Source organism: Streptomyces sp. SAS_281 (genome assembly GCF_052542855.1).
This window is the reverse complement of record NZ_JBMNDO010000036.1, coordinates 23,331-39,033: the sequence shown is the minus strand read 5'-3', so window position 1 is coordinate 39,033 and position 15,703 is coordinate 23,331. Positions and strand designations below refer to the sequence as shown.

General features: G+C 73.6%; 16 protein-coding genes and 1 pseudogene. 8 read left to right on the top strand and 9 right to left on the bottom strand.

Features of this window, described 5'->3' with window-relative positions:
* Nucleotide 1 precedes the first annotated feature (1 nt).
* Nucleotides 2-628, top strand: a complete 627-nt coding sequence (locus ACN6LM_RS16320; RefSeq protein ID WP_445066081.1) for an anthrone oxygenase family protein — start codon at nucleotides 2-4, stop codon at nucleotides 626-628.
* A 61-nt stretch (nucleotides 629-689) separates the two neighbouring features.
* Here ACN6LM_RS16320 and ACN6LM_RS16315 read toward each other — a convergent pair whose 3' ends face one another.
* Complete coding sequence (locus tag ACN6LM_RS16315) at nucleotides 690-1,184, bottom strand: anthrone oxygenase family protein (protein ID WP_445066080.1); 495 nt, start codon at nucleotides 1,182-1,184, stop codon at nucleotides 690-692.
* A gap of 146 nt (nucleotides 1,185-1,330) precedes the next feature.
* Here ACN6LM_RS16315 and ACN6LM_RS16310 point away from each other — a divergent pair, with 146 nt between their 5' ends.
* The gene (locus ACN6LM_RS16310; protein ID WP_445066079.1) at nucleotides 1,331-1,912 is read left to right on the top strand and encodes an SMI1/KNR4 family protein; all 582 of its coding nucleotides are present in this window, start codon (nucleotides 1,331-1,333) and stop codon (nucleotides 1,910-1,912) included.
* 4 nt (nucleotides 1,913-1,916) lie between these two features.
* Here ACN6LM_RS16310 and ACN6LM_RS16305 read toward each other — a convergent pair whose 3' ends face one another.
* On the bottom strand, nucleotides 1,917-2,453 hold the full coding sequence (locus ACN6LM_RS16305; RefSeq protein WP_445066078.1) for a pyridoxamine 5'-phosphate oxidase family protein: 537 nt from the start codon (nucleotides 2,451-2,453) through the stop codon (nucleotides 1,917-1,919).
* Between the two features lie 135 nt (nucleotides 2,454-2,588).
* Here ACN6LM_RS16305 and ACN6LM_RS16300 point away from each other — a divergent pair, with 135 nt between their 5' ends.
* Both ACN6LM_RS16300 and ACN6LM_RS16295 read left to right on the top strand, forming a co-directional pair.
* Nucleotides 2,589-3,641 (top strand): phosphotransferase family protein, encoded by a 1,053-nt coding sequence (locus tag ACN6LM_RS16300; RefSeq protein WP_445066077.1) that lies wholly within the window; start codon nucleotides 2,589-2,591, stop codon nucleotides 3,639-3,641.
* A 100-nt stretch (nucleotides 3,642-3,741) separates the two neighbouring features.
* A complete protein-coding gene (locus ACN6LM_RS16295; RefSeq protein WP_445066103.1) occupies nucleotides 3,742-4,527 on the top strand; it encodes a VOC family protein in 786 nt (261 codons plus the stop codon).
* Between the two features lie 64 nt (nucleotides 4,528-4,591).
* Here ACN6LM_RS16295 and ACN6LM_RS16290 read toward each other — a convergent pair whose 3' ends face one another.
* On the bottom strand, nucleotides 4,592-5,827 hold the full coding sequence (locus ACN6LM_RS16290) for an MFS transporter (protein ID WP_445066076.1): 1,236 nt from the start codon (nucleotides 5,825-5,827) through the stop codon (nucleotides 4,592-4,594).
* A gap of 122 nt (nucleotides 5,828-5,949) precedes the next feature.
* On the opposite strand from ACN6LM_RS16290, the gene ACN6LM_RS16285 reads away from it, so the two are divergent.
* Nucleotides 5,950-6,882 carry a LysR family transcriptional regulator gene (locus tag ACN6LM_RS16285; RefSeq protein WP_445066075.1) on the top strand — a complete coding sequence of 311 codons (933 nt, stop codon included), beginning with the start codon at nucleotides 5,950-5,952 and terminating at the stop codon, nucleotides 6,880-6,882.
* Nucleotides 6,883-6,963: 81 nt separating this feature from the next.
* Here ACN6LM_RS16285 and ACN6LM_RS16280 read toward each other — a convergent pair whose 3' ends face one another.
* The 4 genes from ACN6LM_RS16280 to ACN6LM_RS16265 all read right to left on the bottom strand — a co-directional run bounded on the left by ACN6LM_RS16280 (nucleotide 6,964) and on the right by ACN6LM_RS16265 (nucleotide 11,179).
* Complete coding sequence (locus ACN6LM_RS16280; RefSeq protein ID WP_445066074.1) at nucleotides 6,964-7,524, bottom strand: hypothetical protein; 561 nt, start codon at nucleotides 7,522-7,524, stop codon at nucleotides 6,964-6,966.
* Nucleotides 7,525-7,575: 51 nt separating this feature from the next.
* Nucleotides 7,576-8,472 (bottom strand): hypothetical protein, encoded by an 897-nt coding sequence (locus tag ACN6LM_RS16275; protein WP_445066073.1) that lies wholly within the window; start codon nucleotides 8,470-8,472, stop codon nucleotides 7,576-7,578.
* Nucleotide 8,473: 1 nt separating this feature from the next.
* Nucleotides 8,474-9,823: a vWA domain-containing protein gene (locus ACN6LM_RS16270; protein WP_445066072.1), complete on the bottom strand. Its 1,350-nt coding sequence runs from the start codon at nucleotides 9,821-9,823 to the stop codon at nucleotides 8,474-8,476.
* 312 nt (nucleotides 9,824-10,135) lie between these two features.
* Nucleotides 10,136-11,179 (bottom strand): SGNH/GDSL hydrolase family protein, encoded by a 1,044-nt coding sequence (locus tag ACN6LM_RS16265; RefSeq protein WP_445066071.1) that lies wholly within the window; start codon nucleotides 11,177-11,179, stop codon nucleotides 10,136-10,138.
* 206 nt (nucleotides 11,180-11,385) lie between these two features.
* Here ACN6LM_RS16265 and ACN6LM_RS16260 point away from each other — a divergent pair, with 206 nt between their 5' ends.
* On the top strand, nucleotides 11,386-11,991 hold the full coding sequence (locus ACN6LM_RS16260) for a hypothetical protein (protein ID WP_445066070.1): 606 nt from the start codon (nucleotides 11,386-11,388) through the stop codon (nucleotides 11,989-11,991).
* A gap of 3 nt (nucleotides 11,992-11,994) precedes the next feature.
* Here the strand turns inward: ACN6LM_RS16260 and ACN6LM_RS16255 are convergent, their stop codons facing one another.
* Nucleotides 11,995-12,834 carry a class I SAM-dependent methyltransferase gene (locus ACN6LM_RS16255; RefSeq protein ID WP_445066069.1) on the bottom strand — a complete coding sequence of 280 codons (840 nt, stop codon included), beginning with the start codon at nucleotides 12,832-12,834 and terminating at the stop codon, nucleotides 11,995-11,997.
* A 188-nt stretch (nucleotides 12,835-13,022) separates the two neighbouring features.
* Between ACN6LM_RS16255 and ACN6LM_RS16250 the strand changes: the two genes are divergently transcribed.
* Nucleotides 13,023-13,946, top strand: coding sequence for an NAD(P)/FAD-dependent oxidoreductase (locus tag ACN6LM_RS16250; RefSeq protein ID WP_445066068.1), 924 nt, complete (start codon nucleotides 13,023-13,025; stop codon nucleotides 13,944-13,946).
* 189 nt (nucleotides 13,947-14,135) lie between these two features.
* Here ACN6LM_RS16250 and ACN6LM_RS16245 read toward each other — a convergent pair.
* Nucleotides 14,136-14,495: pseudogene (locus ACN6LM_RS16245) on the bottom strand (sigma factor); the annotation flags it as partial.
* Between ACN6LM_RS16245 and ACN6LM_RS16240 the strand changes: the two are divergent.
* A complete protein-coding gene (locus tag ACN6LM_RS16240) occupies nucleotides 14,494-15,690 on the top strand; it encodes an alpha/beta hydrolase family protein (protein WP_445066067.1) in 1,197 nt (398 codons plus the stop codon). The pseudogene ACN6LM_RS16245 and the gene ACN6LM_RS16240 sit on opposite strands and share 2 nt — an antisense overlap.
* Nucleotides 15,691-15,703: the final 13 nt, after the last annotated feature.

Sequence of the window (15,703 nt, the reverse complement as noted above, 5' to 3'; positions counted from 1 at the left end):
GATGACACCCAATCCGTATCAGCAGCAGCAGGGCCCCGCCGGCGGACAGGCGCCGTACCAGCAGCCGTGGGGTCAGCCCGCCGCGCCCGTGCCGCCGCGGGAGGACCGCCCGAACAAGGCCGCGGGCTGGCTGCACATGATCTCGGTGATCACGCTCGGGCTCATGGCCGGCCTGTTCTTCGCCTTCGACGTCTCGGTCATGCCCGGCCTCGCCAAGACCGACGACCGCACCTACGTGACCGCGATGCAGCAGTTCAACGCGGAGATCGACGGCAACGGCCTGTTCGCGCTCATCTTCATGGGGGCCATCGTCGCCGCAGGCCTCGCCGCGTTCCTGGAGTTCCGCCGGGGACGCAGGACCATCGCCCTGTGGGCCGGCCTCGCCGCCGTCCTCTATCTCGTCGTCCTGATGCTCACGATGGGCGTCGAGATCCCGCTCAACAACCAGCTCGCCGACCTCGGCAACCCGGCCAAGATCCACGACTTCTCCCTGGTCGACAAGTTCAAGGGGACCTGGGAGACCGTCAACATCTTCCGTACGCTCCTCAACACGGCGGCCCTGGGCTGCGCGGCGTACGCCGCCAAGCTGCACGGCCGCGCCGAGGCGCTGCTGTCCGTCGGCCGCTGAGCCGACGCTCTTCCGGGAGGGCGGGTACGGGCACGAGCCCCGTACCCGCCCTCCCGCGTGTTCAGCTTCCGCCGTTCAGGACGAGGGCCCAGCACAGCAGCCCGGTGGCGGCGGTGCACAGCAGTGTGCGCAGCACGTTCCCGCGCGCCCAGGCCCCCTCGAACGCCGCCCGCACCGCCTCGGGCCGCGCGATCCCGTCCACCGGGCCCGCGGCCTCCAGCGCGTTGTTCAGCGGGATGTTCAGGCGGCTGGTGACCCCCATCGACGCGATGTAGCAGACGAGCGCCGCGACGGTCGGCACCACGGCGTCCCGGTTCCCGCCGCCGAACTGGAGCCCGACCGCGAGCCCCGTGAACAAAAGGGCCCCGATGTAACCGAGCACGAACCACCCGTTGAGGATGGCCACGTTGACCCGCTGCATCACATCGATGAACGTACGGTCCCCCGCACCGCGCAGCGCCGGCATCACGGAGATGGCGAAGCCGTAGAACAGCCCGCTGACCAGCCCCGTCGTCACGGTGGCCGCGATGAGCGCGAGCGTTTGTGCGATCTCCATTGCCTGACCCTTCAGCTTCTGCCGGTGCGGCGGTGCCTGTCCAAGTCAACTCTCCTCTGCGCAAAGGGAATGCAACAGGAAGGTCAAGGACAACAGAGTACGGGGGCGGCCGCGGCGGCGGGGGCCTGTTGTGGCACCCTGCGCGGGTGGAAGACGATCTCGTCGGTACGCAGGCCCCGGCCCGCCGCCTCACCGACCCCGTCGAGGCGCTCGCGGAACTCGAACGCGTGCTGCCCGCTCTCGCGGCACACCGCCTGCCGGCCCCGCCGGGCGTCGACTGGACCCGCCTGGAAACCGCCCTGGGGACGCCCCTGCCCGCCGACTACAAGCTCCTGTGCGACCGCTACCCGACGTTCGTGCTGAGCGACTTCCTGCATGTGGGCGGCCCGGCACCGGGCAACGAAGCGGCCTGGGCCGAGGACGACGACGACCTGGAGACCCTGGCCGAGTGGTGCGAGGACGCCGACCTCGCCGTCCCCCTGCACCCGTACCCGGCCCCCGGCGGCCTGCTGCCCTGGGCGTCCTCCTACGACGGGGACTACTTCCTCTGGTCCACCAGCCCGTCCGGCCCATCGGCCTGGACGGTGACGGTCGCCTCGCGCAACGGCGCCTGGTGGCACTACACCGGCGGAGCGGTGCAGTTCCTCGCCGACCTGGCCGGCGGCGCCCTGGAGTTCTGGAGCCTGCCGGGAATCCGGCCGGAGATCACCTGGATCCAGCGGCCGTAGCCCGTCAGGGCCGGAAACGGGTCTGGCTGAACGCCTCGCCCCGGCCGAACGCGAGGACCTTCACCGGCCGGACGGCGAACACCGGGACGACCGCGCCCGGCTCCCCGGAACCCTCCGGCTGAGGACCGTCAGGCCGGTGCCGGAAGCCGCCCTCCACCACGTCGTACGGCCACCGGATCTTCGCCATCCACAGCTCCGCGAGCCGCTCCAGCACCGGGCGCTCGGCGACCCGCAGCGCCGGCCCCTCGACGACCACATCGAGCCCCCGCCCGTACGCGTTGTTGCCCGTCGTCAGGACGCAGTTCGGATTGCGGGTGAGGTTGCGGCCCTTCTGCTCCTCCAGCCCCGTCGAGAAGTGCAGCGCCCCGTCGAGCCACACCGCCGGCAGCGGCGTCACATGCGGACGCCCGTCCGGCCGTACCGTCGAGAGCCAGAACATCTCGGCCCGCTCCAGGACGGCCACCACCTCGGCCCACGGGGTCGCCGCGGCACCGGCACTGCTGTAGCCGGGATGAAGCTCGGCGACAGGTTCGTTCATCATGACTCCGCCCTCGACACGGTCCTGGGGACACCAGTCTGCGCGGCCGTCACCGCCCCCACCCGCATGCGGGGCCATCCCCCCGGAGGATTCCCCGGAACGAGGGTCCCGCCGAAGCCCCCGGCTACGCTCACCCCTATGCCGAACCCCCTTCCGCTGACCACCCCCCTGCTCTCCGCCATGGGCGGCATCCCCGCACAGGCCGAGCCCCTGGACAGCAGCCCCCGGTCCCGGGTGTGGCGGCTGCGGGCGGAGGACGGGCGGCCCGTGATCCTCAAGCAGATCACCGGCGACGGGGACACCCGCGCCGGCGCGGACGCGCGCTTCGCCCGGGAGGTCGCCGGGCTGCGCCTCGCGGGACGCGGCTCAGTGGCGCCCGCGCTGCTCGCCGCGGACCCGGCGGCACGGGTCATGCTCCTCGAATACGTGGAGGACCTCGGCCGCACCGACGACTGGATGCCCGGGTACGCCGACGCGCTCGCCCGGCTCCACGCCCTGACCGGACCCGCCGACGCGGGCGCGCTCCCGGCCTGGACGGGGCCCACGGCCGCCGACGCGGAGTCCTTCCTCGCCCTCGCCCGCGCGCTCGACGTGCCCGTACCGGCCGCCGTCCCGGACGAACTCGCCGGGCTCCTGGAACGGCTCGACCCCACCGGGCACCACGCCCTGCTCCACGGCGACCCCTGCCCCGGCAACGACCTCCGCACCCCGGACGGCGTCCGCTTCGTCGACTTCGAGGGCGCCGCCCTCGGCAACGGCCTCGTCGAGCTCGCGTACTTCCGCATCGGCTTCCCCACCTGCTGGTGCGCCCTGTCGGTCACCGCCGCGCCGCTCACCGAGGTCGAGGCCGTCTACCGGACCACCTGGCGCGACCTCACGGGCAGGGACGTACCGGGCGACCTCGCCGACGCGTGCGCGGGCTGGCTCATCCAGGGCGACGCACTGGTCGAACGGGCGCATCGCGGGACGGCCGACCACTTCGCCCGGGTGCCCGCCGAGGACTTCGAGTGGGGGTACGTCTCCGCCCGCGAACGCCTCGTGCACCGCCTGGGCGTGGTCGCGGACCTCACCCGCGACCACGACCGCCTGCACGCGCTCGGCGGCCTCACCTCCGCCCTGGCCGCCCGCCTGCTGGAGAACTGGCCGGCCCTGCGCCCGCTGCCCGCGCCGGACGAGCGGCCCTGGTACTGAACGGGCTGTCACCCGTACGGGTCGATTCCGCTCGCGCGGGGTGCGGGTAAGGACGGCCCGTCCGTCCCCGAGCAGCCTCCCGGAGGCACCCGTGCCCGAAATGAACGACCCCTACCGGCCCGGCACCCCCTGCTGGATCGACCTGATGGTCCCCGACCAGCAGGCGGCCATCGACTTCTACTCCGACCTCTTCGGCTGGCAGGGCGAGGTGGGCCCGGCGGAACACGGCGGCTACTCCGTCTGCACGCTCAAGGGCAAGCCGGTCGCCGGGATCATGAAGGCCATGAACCCGGACGGCACGGTGCCGGACCCGATGCCGCCGGCGGCGTGGACGACGTACCTGTCGACCGACGCCGTCGACTCCACCATCACGTCCGTCACCGACGCCGGCGGCACGGTCGTCGTCCCCCCGATGGACGTCATGGACCTCGGCCGCATGACCGTGCTCGCCGACCCGGCGGGCGCCGTCTTCGGCCTGTGGCAGCCCGGCACCTTCGCCGGTGCGGGCATCGTCAACGAGCACGGCGCGCTGGTCTGGAGCGAGCTGACCACCCCCGACCCGGACGCGGCGTCCGCGTTCTACTCCGCCGCCCTGCCGGTGACGGCGACCCCCTCCGAGATGGAGGGCGCCGACGGCTACGTCGAGTTCCAGGTCGACGGGCGGGCGGTGGGCGGCATGATGGACATGAGCAAGGTGCCGCCCGGCGTCTCGCCGCACTGGCAGCCGTACTTCGCGGTGGACAGCGTGGACGACATCCAGTCGGCCGCCGTCCGCGCCGGCGCGACGGTCCTGGCCCCCGCCTTCGACATGGTCGCCGGCCGCATGGCCGTCCTGGCGGACCCGCAGGGCGGGGCGTTCTCGGTCATCGCGCCGAAGTCGTCGTAGCACCCGGTCCGGCGGGGCGCGGGGGAGACCGCGCCCAGCGCCCAGCCGGACCGTCACGCCTCCCTCAAGCCCTGTTGGGATCCAGGGCCGCCCGGGGCACCCGCCTCCGCCCGGGGAGCAGGAACGGCGTGCCCAGGACGAGCACCCCGGCGACCGCGAGGGCCGTGCGCGGGCCGGTGGCGTCGGCGAGCAGCCCGGCGAGCGCGGTGAGCACGGCGATGGACGCCTGCTGCCCGATCGACCAGGCGGTGAGCGTGCGGGCGACGAGGTGCTTGGGCGTGTGTTCCAGCCGGTACGTGGAGAGCACCGGCCCGTACAGGCTCATGTTGACGATGATCGCCAGCTCGACGGCCATCACCGTGATGAGCCCGACGACTCCCGGGCGTACGAACACCAGCCCGATCAGCCAGACCGCGCGCAGGGTGCCGACGGTCCGGAAGACCCGGTCGCGGCCGTAGCGGGCGACGACCCGGCGGGCCAGCCGCGAGCCGATGAGCCCGCCGAGACACGGAGCGGCGAAGGCGAGACCGTACTGCCAGGGCGGGAACCCGAGCCGGCGCAGCAGGAGCACGGCCAGCAGCGGTTCGGTGGCCATGATCAGGCCGCCGACGAGGACCTGGTTGAGGTAGAGCGCCCGCAGCACGGGGTGGCTGAAGATGTGCCGCCACCCGGCGAGCAGCGCGTCCGCCCCGTGCGCGCTCCCGTCCTTGGGACGTGGCGCGTCTTCCCTCTCCCGGATCGAGGTGATGCCGAGCGCGGAGAGCAGATAGCTGAGCGCGTCGGCCACCACGGTGGTGACCGGCCCGAAGATCCCGATCGCCGCGCCGCCGAGGGGCGGGCCGGCCGCGATGGAGCTCCAGTTCGTGGACTCGAAGCGCGCGTTGGCGACCAGCAGGTCCTCCTGGCGGACGAGCGCCTTCAGATACGCGCCGCTCGCCGCGCCGAACGCGATCTTCGCCGCGGCGATCACCGCCGACACGACCAGCAGCTGGACGAACCCGAGCAGCCCGAAGGCGTACGCGACCGGGATCGACGCCATGGCCGCGAACCGGACCAGGTCCATCCCGATCATGACGGGCCGCTTACGCCGGAACTCCACCCACGGCGCGAGCGGCACCGCGATCAGCGCTCCCACGGCGGGCCCGACCGCCGACAGCGCGGACACCTGGGCGGGCCCGGCGTTGAGCACCAGCACGGCGAGCAGCGGCAGGGCCCCGAACCCGAGCCCCGACCCGTACGCGCTCACCGCGTACGCGGCCCACAGCCGGCCGAACGGCCGCCCCAACGCTCTTCTGCCCACGCCGCCTCACCCACACAACCCGAAATTGCCGAACGAGAGCTAATCGCTCAGCAGAAGCGCAGGTCAAACAACCATCGACCGGTCACAGCACAACCAGGGGTTGTTCACTAGGCTGGCCTGCCATGGACCTCCAAGCAGTGCGCACGTTCGTCGCCGTCACGGAAGCGGGCGGGTTCCAGAGGGCCGCGGCCGACCTCGCGGTCACCCAGCAGGCCGTCTCCAAGCGCATCGCCGCCCTGGAGCAGGCCCTCGGCGTACGCCTCTTCACGCGCGCCCCGCGCGGCGCCGAGCTGACCATCGACGGCCGGGCGTTCCTGCCCCACGCGCGCGAACTGCTGCGCGCGGCCGAGCGCGCGAGCGCGTCCGTACGCCCCGGCAGCCGCCCGCTGCGCGTCGATGTGATCGCGTCCCGCACCGCGCAGTCGAGCCTGATGCGCGCCTTCCACCGCGCGCACTCCGGGATCGCCCTCGACGTGATGATGCTGGTCAGCATGGACACGGCCGTGGCCGCCCTCCGCACCGGTGAACTCGACGCGACCTTCCGCGCGGTGGGCGCCCCCGGCCGCCCCCTCCCCGACGACATCGCGTCCGCCCGCGTCCTGGACGAACCCCTCCAGCTCCTCACCGGCCCCGCCCACACCCTGGCCGACGCCCCCTCGGTGACCCTCGCGGACCTGGCCGGCCACCGCATCTGGATGCCGGGCATCGCCCCCGGCACGGAGTGGGGCGCGTACTACGACGACCTGGTCGCGGAGTTCGACCTCACCATCGAGGCGACGGGCCCCAACTTCGGCTCGGACGTCCTGCTCGACACCATCGCGGACACCCCGTCCCTGGCCACGTTCATGGGCGAACACTCCCGCCTCATCTGGCCCCGGACCCACGACCTGCGCCGCATCCCGGTCACGGACCCGGCCCCGGTCTACCCCCACTCCCTCCTCTGGCACCGCGACAACCCGCACCCGGCACTGGCGACGCTGCGGACGCACCTGGCGACGGCGGGGGACTACGGGGCGGCGGGGACCTGGGTGCCGGGGTGGGCGACCGGGCGGTGAACCAGAGGCGGTCCGTCGCACGCGCACGGCATCCGGGCCGGTGTCGGTGGCCGGCTCATGCGCTCGCGGCGGCCTGGGCGCTCAACGACTCCGGGCTGCTTCGGGCAGCCACTTGTCGAAGCCCCAGCCCGGGTAGGAGGTGCCGAGGTACGGCAGGTGCTCGGCCCAGTCCTCAGCCGCCAGAGGCTGAACCCCGTGCAACGCGATCTCGCCGGCCGCGTCGATGCCGAACCCCCACGAGAAGCCGGCCGGCGGCACGACGCGCCGTTCGGCGTCGTCCATCGGCGTCCAGGCGAGGAAGCTGTGCGCCGTCCAGTCCAGGACGGCCCGTTCAGCCCGTGACGGGGCATCGAACAGCGTCGGGTTGAGACCGAAGAACGCGTAGGGCGACGGCGCGTCCTCGAAGAGGTAGAAGGGGTCCATGTCGAACGCGGCCCCCTCGGAGGAGTTGTCCGTCGAACGCACCAGCTGGACCCAGCCGAACATGGCCCGGTACCCCTTGCCCGGGTAGTCCACCACGGCCGTGCAACTCGGAAAACCGGCGGAGGACGGGTGCTTGCCCACGGCCGCGGGGTCGCCGACGCGCTCCAGCGTCACGGTCACCGCGCCCTGCAGGTCCTCACGTAAGAAGGAGGGGTTCACGGCCCTCACCCTGCCGTCCGGCCAGGCTGGTGACAAGGTCCCACGTCCGGTTCAGAACGGGGAGGGCGGCGGCCCACCGGGGCCGCCGGAGGAGGGCGGCTGCTGCCAGGCACCGTACGGCGGTGGGCCGTTGGGCACGGTTCCGGGTGCGGGTGCGGGTGGGGGCATGAGCCGCTGCTGCGCCTCGCGGCCGGGGCGGCGGCGTACCGCGCCGAGGGCGAGAGCGGCGACCGCACCTCCGACCAGCGCGCCGGGCATCGCCCAGGGCGGCAGCCCCGTGCTTGTCGCGGCGGCGGCAGCGGCGGGAGCCGTGTCCGTGGCCGCCGCGGGTGGCGTGGTCGCGGCGGCGGGCTTCGGCTCGGCGGGGACGGCGCCGGCCGGAGTGCCGGGGTTCCAGGACTCGGCGGGCCTGGGCGTGACGCCGGTGCCGGTGCCGGCGGACACCGTGAGCGGGAGCGTGTCGCCCTTGGTCCGGGTGGCTCCGCCGATGCCGACCTGGACGTAGTAGGTCCCGGCTCGCTCGATGGGCTTGTAGTCGACGGTTCCCACGGTGCATTCGGCGGTGAAGGTGCCGCCGCTCAGGGCCGTGGCGTGCCCGCGGTAGATCATCTTGGTGCCGTCGGAGCTGCCGTCGCACAGGAGGGGCCGGCGGGTGGGGTCGTAGATCCGCACACCGAGCCGCTCGTAGTGGGGTGAGGGGCCGGGATCGTAGCCGCCGGGCACCTCGACCGATGCCTTGATGTCCAGGCGCTGGCCGGGCTTGAGGGTGATCCTCCAGATGGGGAAGTCGCCGACCGTGAGCTGCCGCTGGGCGCCCCCGGCGAGCGGGGTGCTGCTGTTGAACGAGTAGCCCCCCGCCGATCCCGTGTCGCCGTCGGCGGCGTTCGCGGGGCCGGTGGCGAGGAAACCGAACGCCGCGGCGGTCATGAGTGCGGTGCGTACGCGCATGTCAGGCTCCCCTGCGGCGGTTGCGGGTGACGACGGATCGAATGGCCAGGGTCAGCAGGAAAGCGGCTGCGGCGGCGATGGCGAGGGCCGCTGGGCGGTCCATGAAGGACGTGGCGGCCGCGGTCGTCTCGGTGGCCCCGGCACGGGGGCTTTCGGTGTGCGGGGGTGCGGTGGGCTGTCCGGCCTCGGCGCCCGCACCGGTGACCCGTTCGTCGGGGGTTCCGTCCGGGCGGACGGCCCGGTCGGCGATGCCGACGGCCACCTCGACCGGCTCGGCCTGCGCCGTCCGGACCTCGCTGTGGATCCGGGCACAGACCTCGGTGCTGTCGGCCCCGGCGGGAATCTCGTCCCAGGACAGGCGTTCGGACTGTACGCCGATGGACATGACGTTGGACCACCGGTCCTCGACCGCCGTCTCCGTCGCCCACACTCCGGCCCGGCCGGGCAGCGACAACTGGGCGTTGACCGAGGTCGGGGTCTCCCACGCGCCGGCCGGAATGACGGAGCCGGAGAACCGGAGCGACTGTCCCGGATGCAGCGTGACCTTGTACCAGCGGGACTCGCCGTCGCGGATCCTGTCGAGGTACTGGCCGGGGACAAGGGTGGGGGCGCTGGGACAGTCCTTGCCGCCGCTGACCCTGGTGCCGCTCCGCGCGTACGGAGTGAGGGCGCGTTTCACGGACTGGTCGAGCCGGTCGGCCAGTTCGTCCGCGTCACCCGCGTCCACATAGGTTCCCTTCGTGGCGTTCGCGATGCACGTCAGCTCGCGCTTGGCGGCGGCGTTGACCCTGAGGCCGACGGTGTCGATGACCAGGTCGATCCCTGCCCCCTTGAGCTCACGGGCGACCTGGCACGGGCTCGGCGGAGCGCAGTTGTCCTCACCGTCGCTGACGAGGATGATCCGGCGCGGTCCGGTGTCACCGAGGTCGGCGGCCGCGGCCCGGAGGCTGCGGCCGATCGGCGTCATCCCGACCGGCTTCAGCGCCTGCACCCGGGCCAGCGCGGACGCCTTCGAGGCGGAATCCATCCGGGCGACAGGGGCGAGGAGTTCGGTGTCCTTGCATCCGGGGCCTTTGGCCTCACCGGCGTACTCGGATCCGTACACACGCAGCCCCATGGCCGTGCCGTCGGGTGTCCCGTCGAGGAGGCGGCGGACGGCGGTCTTGGCGGCGGCGAGCCTGGTCTGCCCGCCCGCGTCCTCGGTCGCCATCGACCCGGACACATCGAGGACCGTCTCGATACGGGGCGGCGCCTTCTCCGCGGCGGGTGCGGCCCCGGCCGGGGTGCCCGCCAGTACGACGGCGGCGAGAGCCAGGGCGAAGCCGGCCCGGAAGCGGGCCTTCGCGGTCACCGGGGGTCCCCCTCGGCCCGGGCCGCCCGTACGACGATCTCCGAGCAGCCCTCCGCATGCGCTGCGGCTTGCACTTTGCGAACCTCTGCGGGCAATCGACGCATGCGAATTTCCCCCCATCTCGTAGGCAAGCAAGGAGCCTTGACTCCTCGCCGTGGTGCTCACGAGGGGAAACTATAGCGTTGCTTTCGCAAATGCAAGAGGGAATTGCGGATCACGGGCCCCCGTGTGCCGGCCGGGCTCGTTCCGGGATCGGCCGCACCCGGCCCGCCGCACCCGCAACACCGCCGGCCACCGTCGCTTCCGCAACGGTCAGCGTTCGAGGAGGGCGACGCGAATGGCCCGCTCCACGGGGGCCGCCATGGCTGCGTGGCCGTCGGCGTTGGGGTGGACCAGCGTGACCTTCTTGTCGATGGCACCGCAGTTCAGCGCCGTGCCCGGGAGTTCGGCGGGCCAGTAGTCCTCGGCGTCGCCGCAGATGCCCTCGACCCACTTGGTGTCCGCCGGCCGGCAGACGTCGTGGCCCACGCTGGAGGAGTAGACGTCCACGTAGCGGTCGCCGAAGAAGCCGCTCACCTCCCGGATGGTGCTGTTCAGCGGCTTGAGGACTTCGTCGCGGAGCCAGTCGACGTCGGCGTGGCCGATGAGGCTCAGCTCGGTGAGGGACAGACGGTCGCAGTCACCGCTGTCCTCGGGGAGGGCGGCCGGGTAGCCGACCGTGACGACCTTGGCGTTGGGTGCCGCCCGGTGCACCTGGACCAGCATCCCGATGTATTCGCCCTGGACCCGGGCGAGCTTGTCCCGAAGGCTCTCCTCTCCCTCGGGCGGGCTGGTGTAGTGGTCGCGGCAGGACCGGCCGGCCGCGCCCATCTCCAGGCACGTGGCCAGGATGTCGGTGAAGGGCAGGCTGTTGCCGCCGACGCCGATGGTGACGACGTCCGTCCCGTCGCCGAGTCCGGCCCGCTCGGTCTGCGGGGCCACCGACGGCCAGCCGGCGGCGGGCGGCTGGACCGGGCCGATCGGAGTCTGCCGGGTCGTGGCGATGTCGGAGATCGTGGCGCCGCCGCAGCTGACGTCGGTCAGGCTGACGGGCCTGCCGGGCGGGAACTCGGCGAGTTCCCGGTCCACGAGGTCCGGGTAGGCACCCGCGGTGCGGGCGCAGCCGTCGCGCGACGCGTCGCCCAGCGGCGGCTGCGGGGCTCCGACGAAGACGCCGGCGGTGTACGAGTCGCCCAGCGCGGCCCACTGGTACGAGTCGGCCGCACCGGCGGAGCCGGAGGGCAGCAGCGCCGACGCCGTGAGGGCGAGCCCGACGGCCAGGGCGCGCGTGCGCAGACGGGACACACGGTGTCGCATGGATGCTCCAGGTGGGGGGGGGAAGGGCGCCCGGGGGCCGGTCGGCTCCTCCGGGAGGCGGAGGGCAGCTCCCCCAAGATCATCCACGGCGCCCGGCCGGCATTCCGGTACCTCGGGCGAACGTGCCCCGATCGGGGGAAGGCGTCGGAGATCCGGCGCTGCCGACGAGCGCCTGACGATCCGTACCGGTCGATAGGTTGACCACCATGGGCGTCGACCTCACCACACTGATCGCCGACTGGTCCTGGCTGGCCGAGGTCCCGCCCCCCGAGCGGCTGGAGCGGCTGCGGGACGCCTGGTACGACGAGGCCACCGGGTTGTGGGACGACACGTCGGTGACGGTGACGTACGGGTGGGAGTGGCCGAGCGGGCCGCACAGCGCGTACTTCGGCGTGTACGAGTTCCCCGGCACCCTCGGCTCGTACAAGCCGCACTTCTGGGCGGGGGAGGCGTGGGAGAAGGCACGCGACCACGTCGGCCCGGCCGTGCGGGTGGAGCTGGACGCGCTCCTCGGCGGGCTGATCTGGAACGGGCCGGACTTCGATGACGACGAGCCGGGCGAGGGCTACGCCTTCTTCTCCGGCGGCCACGGCCTGCTGGTCGCGAAGACCCCGGAGGGCGTACGGGAACTGCTCGCGACCTGGGAGCGCCTGCGGCCCCGGCTCGAAGAGCTTCGCGCGCCCTTCGAGGAGCACTCCGCAGCGTTCCGGTACACCGACTTCGACGCCTTCGTGCGCCTCCTGGCCGACTGGGGCGAAGTCCTGGCCGAGGCCGCCCGCCGGGGCTGGGGGATCGCGGGCGTGAGCGAGTAGCGGTCACCGCCTGCGGGAGACCCCCAGCTCGACCAGGTACCGCTTCGTCACCCGGGCTCCGTACCGCCCGTCGATCAGCTCCGCGATGGAGTCCAGCAACCCGCTCCGGGCGGCCTCGGGGAGCGCCCGGTGGCCGGAGTACGTGCGCAGCACGTCCAGGTACTCCGCCGTGGTGTACGTGACGTCGTGCTCGTAGCGGCGGAAGACCGTCGGCCCGAAGCGGCCGCTGCGCGCCACCTCCTCCGCGTGGTCCCCGTTGCCGACCTCGGCGGCGGTGGGAGGCCGCGTCCCGGGCTCGGTCCCCGGGTCGAAGCGCTCGTAGCAGCGCTGGACCTCCACGAAGAACTCCTCGGTGCCGCCCCGCACATGCTGGGTCCGCACCACGGCGAGCGCCCCGCCCGTACGCAGAGCGTCGGCGGCCTTGGGCACGCGCACCGCCGGGTCGATCCAGTGGAACGCCGTGACGACGAGCACGGTGTCGTACGGCTCCGCCGGCAACGGCCAGCCCTCGAACGCGGCCGTCACCACCTCCACGTCCGGCGCCCCGGCCAGATTGCGCCGGGCGACCGCGGCCATGCCCGGGCCCGCCTCCACGGCCGTGATCCGGCACCCCCGCCGGGCCAACGGGACCGTGGCCTGCCCGGTCCCGCAGCCCACCTCCAGCACGCGGCTGCCGGGGCGGGCCCCGGCGAGCTCCGCGAGGTCGTCGTACAACGCCGCCGGATAGCCCGGCCGGGCCCGGTCGTACAGCTCCGCGTCCTCGTCGAACGTCTGCCGCAGCCGCTCCCGCACGGAGTCCTCGGGGCTGTCGTCGCGGCGGGCAGGTGTGGTGATTTCGGGCATGCGGGGCAGCGTAGGCGACGCAGAGCGCGCCGACGACCTGGCCGGGCGTGGCGCCCAGGGCGCGGGCGACGGAGAGGGGGCGCCGGGTCCGTACGGCGGTGCCCGGGTCGAGGAGCACGGATGGCGGTCAGTCACAAGGTCCGTCAGCCGGGGCCGGCCTTCCGGGCCCCGGGTGCTGGAATGGCCCCATGGGCGACACGCTGTACGACACCGACCTGCTCGTCATCGGCGGCGGCCCCGCCGGCTGTGCCGCCGTACGGACCGCCGCCGGGGTGGGGCTGCGTACGGTGCTGGTCGAGCCGGACCGGCTGTGCCGGAACCTCTACCGCATCCCCGCGCTCGACAACGTGCTCGGCGGCCACACCAGCGGCCCCGCGCTCGCCGACGCCATCACCGCGGAGGTCATGGGCACGGAGCTGTGCCGACTCGAACTCGGGTGTTCCGTGGACGAGTTGCACGCCGACGACGACCGAGTGGCCGTCACACTCGGCACCGGAGCCCGCCTCACCGCCCCGTACGCCGTCGTCGCCACCGGCGTCGGGCCGCTCCAGCCGCGCGACGTCCCCTGGATCACCGCACCGGACGGGCTCACCCTGCCGCCGCTGTGGCAGGCCGGGGCGGAAGAGGGCCGGGCCCTCCTCGTCCTCGGAGGCGACCGGCCGATCGGGACCTTCCTGCGCGCCCACCCGGACACCGGCACCCGCCTGCTCGTGGCGTACCCCGCGGCCGACGCGTACAAGACGGACGAGATCCGCGACGACCCCCGGGTCACGCTCGTCCCCGTCGAACACCTGACGCTCTCGGGCGCGGCGGAGGTGACAGCCCCGGACGCACTACGGCGGACGCTCGCCGCCGACGCCGTCTTCCTCAGCCTCGGCAGCGCCCCGACCGCCCCGCCCGGCGACCTGGTCCGGAGCCCCGACGGCTACTGCGCCCCCAACGGCCAGCACCCCCGCGTCCTCGTCGCCGGCGACCTCCGCTCGGCGCGCTACCAGCGGATCATGACCGCGTTCGGCTCCGGCAGCGAGGCCGCGCTGCACGCGTACTACGCGGGGCGGGACCTGCTCGCGCAACCGGAGGCGCCGGGGACCGCGACGACGGATCGCCAGTGAGGAGCGGATCAGCCGCAGGGTCAGCGCCACCCGGGCGTCGCGCGAGAGCGCCGGATGACAGCACGTGAAGATGAGCCGCAACCAGTCGTCGTCGACGGCCCGGAGATCCTCCCCGTCCTGCGGCCCGGGCACGACGTCGTCCATGACCAGCGGCGGCAGGGCCGAGCGCAGGACGGACCCCCGGCGCAGGACGTCCTTCGCGCGGTTGCGTGCGACGGTGGTCAGCCAGGCGCCCGGCCGCTCCGGGACACCGCCCGCGTCCCACTTCCGCAGCGCCTGGGCGTACGCGTCCTGGGCACACTCCTCGGCGAGGCCGAGATCGCGGGTGACGCGCACCGTCGCGGCGAGCGTTCGCCGTCGCGGCAGAGGACAGGACTTCGACGGCGGCCGGCGGCCAAGAACCCCTGGACCCGCCGCCCGCTCCCGGTCACCGCGTGCCGGTAGGCCCGTAGTAGGGCGCACGCCCCGCCCTTGCGACCCGAGAGGTACCGGATCGCGTCCCGTGGGCGGACGTCGACGCGCCCGGCCCCCGCCTAGCGTTCGGATCATGAGAACTCGTCACCACGCCGTGGCCGCCACGCTCCTCGTCCTCGCCCTGGGCGCGACGGCCGTCACCCCTGCCGTCGCCGCCGCCCCGCAGCCCGCCCCCGGCACGTCCGTCGCCGCCGTCCCCGCCCCGCAGCTGCGGCTCCCCGCGCCGACCGGGCCGTACGCCGTCGGTGAGAGCACCCTGCACCTGCGGGACACCGGGCGCGCCGACCCGTACGTACCGGCGGCGGGCGCACGCGAGCTGCTGGTGTCCGTGTTCCATCCGGCGCGGGCCGGGACCAGGGTGCGCGCCCCGTACATGAGCGCGAAGGAGGCGGAAATGCTTCTGGATTCGAGGGGGCTGGGCGGGGCCGTCGCGCCCGAGGTCATCGCGGCCACCGAGACGCACGCGCGCACCGGCGCCGCGCCCGCGCCCGGGCGGTTCCCGCTCGTCGTGCTGTCGCCCGGGTTCGGGCAGAGCCGTTTCACGCTGACGCACCTCGCGACCGACCTGGCGTCCCGGGGGTACGTCGTCGCCGTCGTGGACCACGCCCACGAGTCCGTCGCCACCGTCTTCCCGGGCGGGCGCGTCCTGCCGTGCGCCGCCTGCGACTACGTGGAGCGGGCCGGTGACGCGGGACTCGCGGAGGTCGCCCGGGGTCGGGCCAAGGACGTGTCGTTCCTGCTGGACCGGCTGACCGGCCGTCACCCCGCCTGGCGGTACGCCTCGATGATCGACCGGCGGCACGTCGGCATGGCCGGGCACTCCATCGGCGGTGACTCCGCCGCGTCCACGATGGCCGCCGACCGGCGCGTGCGCGCGGGCGTGAACATGGACGGCACGTTCTACGACCGGGTCCCCGCCGCAGGGCTCCGGGGCCGGCCGTTCATGATGCTCGGCACCGAAGTCGACCACGCCTCCGGCGGCACCTTCGACACCACGTGGGACCGGGACTGGAAGCGCCTCGACGGCTGGAAGAGGTGGCTCACGGTTGCCGACGCCGGCCACTTCACCTTCACCGACCTGCCGGTCCTCGCGGCGGAACTGGGCATCACCGACCCCTCGGCCCCGCTGCCCGCGGATCGCTCCGGCGACATCACCCGCGACTACGTCGCCGCCTTCTTCGACCTCCACCTCAAGGGCGTACCGCAGCGTCTGCTCGACGGTCCGACGCCGGGCAATCCCGAGGTGACGTTCCAGGCGCCGGCGCGGTAGCGGGCTGCGCACG

Excerpts from the sequence above, each read along its gene's own strand:
- ACN6LM_RS16315 (WP_445066080.1), bottom strand. The coding sequence starts at position 1,184 with ATGGAGATCGCACAAACGCTCGCGCTCATCGCGGCCACCGTGACGACG.
- ACN6LM_RS16255 (WP_445066069.1), bottom strand. The coding sequence starts at position 12,834 with ATGCCCGAAATCACCACACCTGCCCGCCGCGACGACAGCCCCGAGGAC.
- ACN6LM_RS16250 (WP_445066068.1), top strand. The coding sequence starts at position 13,023 with ATGGGCGACACGCTGTACGACACCGACCTGCTCGTCATCGGCGGCGGC.
- ACN6LM_RS16305 (WP_445066078.1), bottom strand. The coding sequence starts at position 2,453 with ATGATGAACGAACCTGTCGCCGAGCTTCATCCCGGCTACAGCAGTGCC.
- ACN6LM_RS16320 (WP_445066081.1), top strand. The coding sequence starts at position 2 with ATGACACCCAATCCGTATCAGCAGCAGCAGGGCCCCGCCGGCGGACAG.
- ACN6LM_RS16275 (WP_445066073.1), bottom strand. The coding sequence starts at position 8,472 with ATGCGCGTACGCACCGCACTCATGACCGCCGCGGCGTTCGGTTTCCTC.
- ACN6LM_RS16260 (WP_445066070.1), top strand. The coding sequence starts at position 11,386 with ATGGGCGTCGACCTCACCACACTGATCGCCGACTGGTCCTGGCTGGCC.
- ACN6LM_RS16285 (WP_445066075.1), top strand. The coding sequence starts at position 5,950 with ATGGACCTCCAAGCAGTGCGCACGTTCGTCGCCGTCACGGAAGCGGGC.
- ACN6LM_RS16295 (WP_445066103.1), top strand. The coding sequence starts at position 3,742 with ATGAACGACCCCTACCGGCCCGGCACCCCCTGCTGGATCGACCTGATG.
- ACN6LM_RS16300 (WP_445066077.1), top strand. The coding sequence starts at position 2,589 with ATGCCGAACCCCCTTCCGCTGACCACCCCCCTGCTCTCCGCCATGGGC.
- ACN6LM_RS16240 (WP_445066067.1), top strand. The coding sequence starts at position 14,494 with ATGAGAACTCGTCACCACGCCGTGGCCGCCACGCTCCTCGTCCTCGCC.
- ACN6LM_RS16265 (WP_445066071.1), bottom strand. The coding sequence starts at position 11,179 with ATGCGACACCGTGTGTCCCGTCTGCGCACGCGCGCCCTGGCCGTCGGG.